Origin of the sequence: Pelotomaculum propionicicum (assembly GCF_004369225.1) — a bacterium.
Classification (GTDB): domain Bacteria; phylum Bacillota; class Desulfotomaculia; order Desulfotomaculales; family Pelotomaculaceae; genus Pelotomaculum_B; species Pelotomaculum_B propionicicum.
The window spans coordinates 1-4,206 of record NZ_QFFZ01000095.1 but is presented as its reverse complement, the minus strand read 5'-3'; the positions used below and the strand labels follow the sequence as shown (position 1 = coordinate 4,206).

Below are 4,206 nucleotides of genomic sequence, written 5' to 3'. Positions count from 1 at the left end.
GTGCAACACCAGGGTGATTGCCGCGGTGAGGGTTGTTTTGCCGTGGTCCACGTGACCAATGGTGCCAATGTTAACGTGTGGTTTGGTCCGCTCAAATCTTTGTTTTGCCATTTGGTTTTCCTCCTTAGATTCGAAGTTGATGAGATTACTTTTGACTTAAATAATTCTTTTTTAGATGTACCATATTTTACCCGTGTCTTCTGGCAATAATTCCTTCAGCGATATTATCGGGCGTCTGCGCATAATGGCTGAACTGCATGGTGTAAGTACCCCTTCCCTGCGTACGGGAGCGCAGCTCAGTGGCATAGCCGAACATTTCCGCCAGCGGCACATAAGCGTTAATCACCTGGCTGCCGCCGCGCGGTCCCATTTCTTCGATGCGCCCGCGCCTTGCATTAAGGTCGCCGATAACATCACCCATATATTCATCATTGACTACCACTTCCACTTTCATTACAGGTTCCAGAAGAACCGGGCTTGCTTTTAAGGCTGCGTTCTTAAATCCCATCGAGCCGGCAATTTTAAAAGCCATCTCCGATGAGTCCACCTCGTGATAGGACCCGTCAAGCAGGGTCACATTCACGTCGATAACCGGGAATCCGGCCAGGACCCCGTTTTCCATGGATTCCTTGACACCGGAGTCAACAGCCGGTATATACTCTCTGGGAACAATACCGCCAATAATCTTGTTGGTGAACTGGTAGCCGGCACCGGGCTCAGCCGGTTCTATTTCCAGCACCACATGGCCATATTGGCCGCGGCCGCCGCTCTGGCGGATAAACCTGCCCTCGGCTTTGGCTTTTTTACGCACAGTCTCTTTGTAAGCCACCTGAGGCCGGCCAACATTGGCTTCAACTTTGAACTCTCGCAGCATCCGGTCCACAATGATTTCCAGGTGCAGTTCACCCATCCCTGAGATAAGCGTCTGGCCCGTTTCGGGGTCAGTGTTAATGCGAAAAGTAGGATCTTCCTCCGCCAGCTTTTGCAGCGCGACCCCCATTTTTTCCTGGTCAACCTTTGTTTTAGGCTCGATGGCCACATGGATGACCGGCTCCGGAAACACCATGGACTCCAGCACGATCGGTGCTTTTTCATCGCACAGCGTATCACCGGTGGCGGTCATTTTCAAACCTACTGCGGCTACAATATCTCCCGTCGAGACTTCTTCAATATCTTCCCGGTGGTTGGCGTGCATGCGCAAAATCCGCCCTATTCTTTCCTTGCGGTTCTTAACCGGGTTGAAAACATAGGAACCGGATTTAAGCTTCCCCGAATAGACCCTGAAAAAAGTAAGTTTACCCACATAAGGATCAGCCATAATTTTAAAGGCCAGAGCTGAAAATGGCTCGCTGTCTTTGGCGAGTCGCATCTCCTCATGCCCATTTTCAGGATTCACTCCCTTGATGGCAGGCACCTCAGTGGGGGCGGGCAGATAATCAACTATCGCGTCCAGTAACGGCTGTACTCCTTTATTTCTAAAAGAAGATCCGCAAAGCACCGGTACTATATGAACTGCCAGGGTTGCCTTGCGCAGTCCTTCTTTAATATCCTCTTCAGAAAGCTCCACGTTTTCGAGGTACTTAAGCATAAGATCCTCGTTCGTTTCTGCTACCGCTTCAATCAAGCGGTCACGCATCAGTTTGGCCTCTTCCTTTATTTCAGGCGGTATATCAGTCTCTTCATAACTTTCACCCAGATCACCGCTATAAATAATTGCTTTATTGCGTACCAGATCGACTACACCGTAGAAGCTGTCTTCCATACCGAGAGGCATCTGAATGGCAACCGGGTTCGCGCCCAGGCGCTCTCTGATCATTTTCACGCCTTCATAAAAATCGGCGCCAACCCTGTCCATTTTGTTAATGTAGGCTATGCGCGGAACACCATATTTATCAGCCTGCCGCCATACTGTTTCAGACTGCGGCTCTACACCTCCAACTGAACAAAATACCGCAACCGCGCCGTCCAGCACGCGCAGGGAGCGCTCTACTTCGACTGTAAAGTCCACGTGTCCTGGTGTGTCTATGATATTAATCTGGCAATCTCGCCAGAGGCAGCTTGTAGCAGCGGAGGTAATGGTAATCCCCCGCTCCTGCTCTTGTGCCATCCAGTCCATGGTCGCCGTTCCATCGTGAACCTCCCCGATCTTATGAACCCTACCGGTGTAAAATAGAATTCTTTCGGTAGTAGTGGTCTTGCCGGCGTCAATGTGGGCCATTATTCCGATGTTTCGTGTCTTATCCAGCGAGATCTGACGCGTCATTCAAGATCACTCCTTTACCACCTGTAGTGCGCAAATGCTTTATTGGCCTCCGCCATTTTGTGAGTGTCTTCCCTTTTCTTTACGGAAGCACCTGTACCTGCAGCCGCGTCCAAAATTTCACTGGCCAGTTTTTCTTCCATGGTCCGGCCGGCGCGATCTCTGGAATATTTGGTAAGCCAGCGGATGGCCAGAGTTTGCCTGCGGTCGTGCCGCACCTCAACAGGGACCTGGTAGTTGGCTCCACCAACCCTGCGGGCTTTCACTTCCAGCACGGGCATAACATTTTTCATCGCTGTCTCGAATACTTCAAGCGGGTTTTTACCGGTTTTTTCTTTAATGATGTCCATAGCCCCGTAAATAATTCTTTCAGCGAGGCTCTTTTTACCCTTCAGCATCATCTGGTTGATCAATTTGGTCAAAGTCTTGCTCCGGTAAACAGGATCCGGCAGCACTTCACGTTTTGCGATTGCTCCTCTTCTCGGCATACATTTCCCCCCTTTGCTGCGAAAGTAGAGTCAAATTGTTAAGAATACAGGAGTCAGAATACAGAATAAAATCTTTTCTTCTGAATTCTGAATTCTGTCTTCTGAATTCTTAATTGATTATTTTTTCGCCCTTTTGGAGCCGTATTTGGAACGTCCCTGGTTTCTATTCTGCACACCCGCGGAATCCAGCGCACCCCGTACGATATGATACCTGACACCCGGCAGGTCTTTGACCCTGCCGCCGCGCACCAGGACCACCGAGTGCTCCTGCAGGTTATGCCCGATACCCGGAATATAGGAAGTCACCTCAACACCATGAGTGAGCCTTACCCGTGCCACTTTACGCAATGCGGAGTTAGGCTTTTTAGGTGTTGTGGTATACACTCTGGTACAAACACCGCGTTTTTGCGGGCATCCCATTAATGCCGGGGCAGTTGACTTTTTGGTTATTTCTTCCCTACCCTTGCGGATAAGCTGGCTGATCGTTGGCATATCTTTTAAAATACACCTCCTTCCGGTAAATAAAAATTATTTAAGAATCCAGAATTCAGAATTCAGGAGTCAGAAGAAAGATAAAGACCAAACCAATATGTTTTTTATTCTGTATTCTGACTCCTGACTACTGAATTCTACTAAGTTATTCCTCCGTAATCGCCGCTGCGGCGCAGCCCACGTCAATATGACAGGCCTTGCCGAGAGCGAGCATGGAATCAACTTGAATAACCGGGACCCCCTTGGCGGTACTTAGCCTGAGGATGGGTTCCGTAACAAACCGGTCGGCGTTTTGCGCCAAAAACACTGCTTTGGCCTGACCTCGTTCAATTGCTTTCAAGGTTTGCTTGGCGCCTACGGTTTTTTTACGTGCCGACAGCAGACGCTCATAAACCATAGCAGTATAAGCCTCCTGAAATCAGACACTTTAATATCGTATCATTACTAGAGAACATTGTCAATTACCTGGCTTGCCATTCAGAGCTGACGCATGAAAATGTTTTTTAAATCTTGCGGGGTCTGGAATTGACGTTTTCGCAACTATTGCCTATTCGGTTATTCCAAAAATCACCGGTTTATCCGTATCAACACATCCTTAACTAAACCGTTTCTGCTCGTTTTAGCATGCCGGACATCTTCAACGGAAAGACGAGTAGCGCCGCGCAACCGCTGCCTAAGCTGTCTGTATCAGTTCAATTCGCTATGCCGCCAAACGGCTTGTTTTCCAATTTTCTTCGCGCACTAGTCGCAATTGACCGGGAGATTCGGTCAGCCGGCGAAGCCGCCCTGTATCCAACTCACTATAGGTCATAGCTTCATAAAACTTCTTGATGAAAGACTGAACCCCGACTGTTTTGACATGTTCCGTCAGGTAAAGCGAATGAAGCGCCATTTCATTTAACATACGGGCGATATGCATGAGGTAATGATACCCCCGCATCGCATTCCAGTCATGTGAAAAAATGT

At 48.9% G+C, this 4,206-nt stretch carries 6 protein-coding genes; all 6 read right to left on the bottom strand.

All coding sequences use genetic code 11. The annotated features are described in order from the left end of the window. Positions 1-111, bottom strand: a 111-nt coding sequence (locus Pmgp_RS18785) for a GTP-binding protein (protein WP_134214976.1), incomplete at its 3' end; no start/stop codon positions are given. 76 nt (positions 112-187) lie between these two features. Further along, positions 188-2,263 (bottom strand): elongation factor G, encoded by a 2,076-nt coding sequence (gene fusA / locus Pmgp_RS18780; protein ID WP_134216150.1) that lies wholly within the window; start codon positions 2,261-2,263, stop codon positions 188-190. Between the two features lie 14 nt (positions 2,264-2,277). Beyond that, positions 2,278-2,748, bottom strand: a complete 471-nt coding sequence (gene rpsG / locus Pmgp_RS18775; RefSeq protein ID WP_134216148.1) for a 30S ribosomal protein S7 — start codon at positions 2,746-2,748, stop codon at positions 2,278-2,280. 117 nt (positions 2,749-2,865) lie between these two features. After that, entirely contained in the window at positions 2,866-3,240 is a 375-nt protein-coding gene (gene rpsL, locus Pmgp_RS18770; protein ID WP_134216146.1) for a 30S ribosomal protein S12, read from the bottom strand. A gap of 145 nt (positions 3,241-3,385) precedes the next feature. After that, a complete protein-coding gene (locus Pmgp_RS18765; protein ID WP_134216144.1) occupies positions 3,386-3,637 on the bottom strand; it encodes a ribosomal L7Ae/L30e/S12e/Gadd45 family protein in 252 nt (83 codons plus the stop codon). Positions 3,638-3,940: 303 nt separating this feature from the next. Continuing rightward, on the bottom strand, positions 3,941-4,206 hold a 266-nt coding region (locus Pmgp_RS18760), incomplete at its 5' end, for a hypothetical protein (RefSeq protein WP_205078032.1).